This window comes from Pseudomonas sp. 2VD (assembly GCF_005503585.1).
In the GTDB taxonomy this organism is placed as follows: Bacteria; Pseudomonadota; Gammaproteobacteria; order Pseudomonadales; family Pseudomonadaceae; genus Pseudomonas; species Pseudomonas aeruginosa.
Window position 1 is genome coordinate 1 of record NZ_SCND01000452.1, and the last position, 4,176, is coordinate 4,176.

A 4,176-nucleotide genomic window follows, 5' to 3' on the forward strand; every position below is an offset into this window, starting at 1 on the left:
TTTAAAGATTAAGACGAGCACCAGGTATTAAAACGAAGGAGTAGTCGCCAGGGTCGAATGTGTATAAGAGACAGGAGCAGACCCGCAAGACCAGCAAGAGCGGCTTGACGCTGGCCTTGTCGGGAACGGTCGGTAGCGCAATCGACGCCACCTACCAGAATGCCAAGCAGGCCAGGAACGAAGACGACAGTCGCCTTTCCGCGTTGCAGGGGATCAAGGCCGGCTTGAGCGGCGTCCAGGCCTGGCAGGCAGCTCAGCAGAACGGCGGCATGACGGGCGAGAACAGCGCGCAGTTCGTCGGCATCAGCGCTTCGCTGGGCTCGCAGAAGTCCAGCTCTCGGCAGCGCCAGGAGCAGCAGATCAGCCAGGGAAGCACGCTCACCGCCGGTGGCAACCTGAACATTATCGCCACGGGTTCCGGGGCTGTCGGCGAAGACGGCGACTTGCGCGTGCAAGGCAGCAAGCTGCAGGCTGGCAAGGACCTCCAACTGATCGCCAACCGCGACGTCGTGCTGGAAGCAGCGGCCAATACGCAGAAGCTCGATGGCAAGAACAAGAGCAGCGGCGGCGCTGTCGGGGTAAGCGTCGGCGTTGGTTCGGGCGAGGCTGGCATCAGCATTTTCGCCAACGCCAACAAGGGCGCCGGCAAGGAAATCGGCAACGGCACCACCTGGACCGAAACCACCCTGGACGCGGGCCAGAAGGCCAGCTTGGTCAGCGGGCGCGACACCACGCTGAAAGGGGCGCAGGTCAATGGTGAAAGCATCCTGGCGAAAGTGGGACGTGACCTTACCCTGCAAAGCCTGCAGGATCGCGATTACTACGATTCCAAGCAGAAGAACGTCGGTGGTGGGGCGAGTTTGGCTATCGTTGGCCAGGGTGGCGGCGCCAACTTGAGTCTCAGCCAGAGCAAGCCGCATTCGAAGTACGACAGTGTGCAGGAGCAGACCGGGCTGTTCGCCGGCAAGGGCGGCTTCCAGGTGGAGGTGGGCAAGCACACGCAGCTGGATGGCAGCGTGATCGCCAGCACCGCCGAAGCCGAGAAGAATCGCCTGAGCACAGGCTCCCTGGGCTGGAGCGAGATCCGTAACAAGGCCGAGTACAAGAGCCAACTTCAGAGTGTCAGTGTCAGCAGCGCCAACGATGGTGCTGGTGCTTTCGTCAGCAACATGCCTAGCGGCATGCTCATTGCCTACAACCACGGCGATAGTGCCAGCGGTACCACGGGTTCGGCGATATCCGAAGGCACCCTGGAGGTTCGTGATCCGGCGCGCCAGCAACAGGATGTGGCGACGCTCAGCCGTGACCCGAGCCGCGCCAACGATAGCGTCAGTCCGATCTTCGACAAGGAGAAAGAGCAGAAGCGTCTGCAGCAGGTCCAACTGATCGGCGAGATCGGCACCCAGGCCATGGATATCCTGCGGACGCAGGGCCAACTCGACGCCGACAAGGCGGCGCGGGCCGAACTGGAAGCGCGGGGTATCTCCGCGCCGGGCGCCGGCGCCAGCGAGCGGCAAGTCGAGGACTACCGCAAAGCGCTTCTGGGCACGAATGCCTACCAGGACATCATGGGCAAGTACGGCACCGGAGGCGACTACCAGAAGGCCGCCCAGGCGGTGACCGCAGCCTTGCAAGGGCTGGCCGGCGGAGACATTGGCTCGGCGTTGGCGGGAGCTTCCTCGCCCTATGTGGCGGGCGTGATCAAGCAGGTGGCAGGTGACAATGACACGGCGCGGATCATGGCCCACGCGGTTCTTGGCGCGGTGGTTGCGCAGGCCCAGGGCAATTCGGCTGCTGCGGGGGGCGCAGGAGCGGCGGGGAGCGAACTGGCGGCGCAGGTGATCAGCGAGCGACTGTACGGAACCCGTGATAGCGCGACGCTGAACGAAGCGCAGAAGCAGACCATCACCGCGCTGGCCAGCCTGGCCGGCGGATTGGCAGGCTCCGTTGTCGATGGGAGCAGCGGAGGAGCCATTGCCGGGGCCGCAGGCGGGAAGAATGCAACGGAAAACAACTTCCTTGGCGGCGGAACTCCGCCGGGCTTGATCAGCTACGGTCAAGCAGCGAGTTCCTTGACCGAGTACATGCGCAAGAACGGCGCGACAGCCGAGGAGATCACCCAGGCGCAACGTGATCTGGCCCAGGGACAGGGCTTCGATGGCGTACAGCCAGCGAATGAGTTCATCAAGGCCTGGGGCGAGGCCATGGTTGCGGAAGCTGCCGGCCTTGGGATTGTTGCGGGGTTGGGTAGATTTGGGTTGTGGGGTGCAAAGGGAGCGACTCCTGTTGTAACTGCTGAGGGGCGAATCGGTAACTCAGTATTTACGGATGTTAACCAGACGGCTAGACCAGCAGCCCAGGCGAATCCCAACCAACCGACCTTGATTGCCGATCGAGTGGACGCAAAGATAGCGGCTAAGGGGACGCCTCATCCGAATGGGAATATGGCGGATGCTCATGCAGAGATTGGCGTTATTCAGAAGGCATTTAATGAAGGTAAAACGGTAGGCTCCGATATGACCATGAACGTAGTAGGTAAGGATGTTTGTGGATACTGCAGAGGTGATATTGCTGCGGCAGCTAGCAAGTCTGGTTTGAAATCTTTAACTATTCAAGCCAAGGATGATATTACAGGTTTGCCGAAGACGTATTACTGGGAGGTAGGAATGAAGTCAATTAGAGAGAAAAAAATATGATTGTTCTTGGTGGGTATTTGATTGCTCCTGGGGCTAAAAGAACTCAATTTCCGGTGATGTCTGATCCTGACGAAGAAGAAGTTCTGGAAGCGCTTTCTAAACTTCGCCACAGTTCGGGGGTGTTGGTTCTAAGAGTTAAGCCGGAACCTGAGATTGGCGCTTATGAAGTGGCGCTTCATGCAGAGAATGGACGATTTATAGTTATGCTTAGCCAGCATGCTGAAGAAGATGGTGAGCATGAGGTTTTCACGTTAAGAGGGGCTGGTGAAGGTAATGGATTTACTTATATTTTAGGCGAGGCATATCCTATGGCGGCAGTGACAGAAAATTTTGGGTTGATATGTAATTGTTTCAAAAAATTTTTGCTAGAGAGGAAAGTGTCTTCTGATGTGTGGGTTTAATGTTTCAACGTAAATGAAATAATAAAGGGAATAAAGGGAATGGGTTTATTTCCCCTACTCTAATTTTCTAAGCAGGGAGGCTCCAGCGCAGACGCCGTAAGGAGGCTCCGCGATGCCTAGGTAAGGGCGCATGGTTTAGCGAGTTATCCGCTTTGAGTGTTTCAGCGTGGGGGCAGTCGCTGAAATTAGAGTGGTAAAAATAAATCTGTCCCCTTTTTTTGTCGTCCCCTTTTTTTGTCCTTTTTTTCTAAGACTACGGTTTATCCGAAATTATAGGTGAAAGGGTTAAATGAAGATTAGATACTTTTGGACTGGGGAAGGTGAGAATAAAGAGCCTAGCTGCCAATCTGATGTTTTAAGTGATGATGGCATAGACCTATTAGCATGTTTATTTGTCGATCATGGGGGGCAGAAATATGAAAGCTCCATAGCTTGGTTAGATGAAGGATTGTCTAGGGTCAATCAGATAAGGCGTGGTGCTATTGAATGTCCTGACTGGAGTCGTGATAGCTGGGGTGTTGAGTTGAGAAATGGAATGGCAAGAATATATTCCTTGTATGATGAGGATTGCTCCGCCGCTATTGCGCTTGATGATTTTGAGAGAGCCTTATTAGGTTGGAAGAGATTTATTCAAGCCGATTGAGTCTCTGTAATGAGATGAAGGAGACAGATTTATTTTTGCTACTCTAAAGCTAAAAGGCAGGTAGGTTTTCCCCGTTCATTAATTCCTTGCTCTTTAACAATTTACATTTTCGATTTAGAAGAAGAGCACCGTGCAAGACCTCACTGTCGCCACATCCGCAGAGTCCTGAACCCCCGGCCCCGTTATCCCTGGCGGGTCGCTCGCCGGGGCAACGCATGCGTTGCCTGTTTCCGACTCGCCCCACAAGGACCAACTGCACCTGCAACTGGGTGTGGGCCTGAGCGCGGAGCAGATGGCGGCGCTGACCCACGACATCGTGTGGTTGGAAGAGGTCGAGGTGAACGGCGAGAAGGTCCTCGCGCCGGTGGTCTACCTGGCCCAGGCGGAGGGTCGGCTGGCACCCAACGGTGCGCTGATCCAGGGCCGCGACGTGAAG

2 protein-coding genes and 2 pseudogenes are annotated in these 4,176 nt (G+C 56.1%); all 4 read left to right on the forward strand.

The window, feature by feature from the left end; genetic code table 11:
- Positions 1-68 precede the first annotated feature (68 nt).
- Positions 69-2,696, forward strand: a pseudogene (locus FFS27_RS29475) (cytidine deaminase-like fold-containing protein); the annotation flags it as partial.
- On the forward strand, positions 2,693-3,097 hold the full coding sequence (locus FFS27_RS29480) for a DUF6911 family protein (RefSeq protein WP_124142585.1): 405 nt from the start codon (positions 2,693-2,695) through the stop codon (positions 3,095-3,097). The pseudogene FFS27_RS29475 and the gene FFS27_RS29480, both read left to right, overlap by 4 nt.
- A gap of 289 nt (positions 3,098-3,386) precedes the next feature.
- Positions 3,387-3,740, forward strand: coding sequence for a hypothetical protein (locus FFS27_RS33885; RefSeq protein WP_223193934.1), 354 nt, complete (start codon positions 3,387-3,389; stop codon positions 3,738-3,740).
- A gap of 241 nt (positions 3,741-3,981) precedes the next feature.
- Positions 3,982-4,176, forward strand: a pseudogene (locus FFS27_RS29490) (hypothetical protein); the annotation flags it as partial.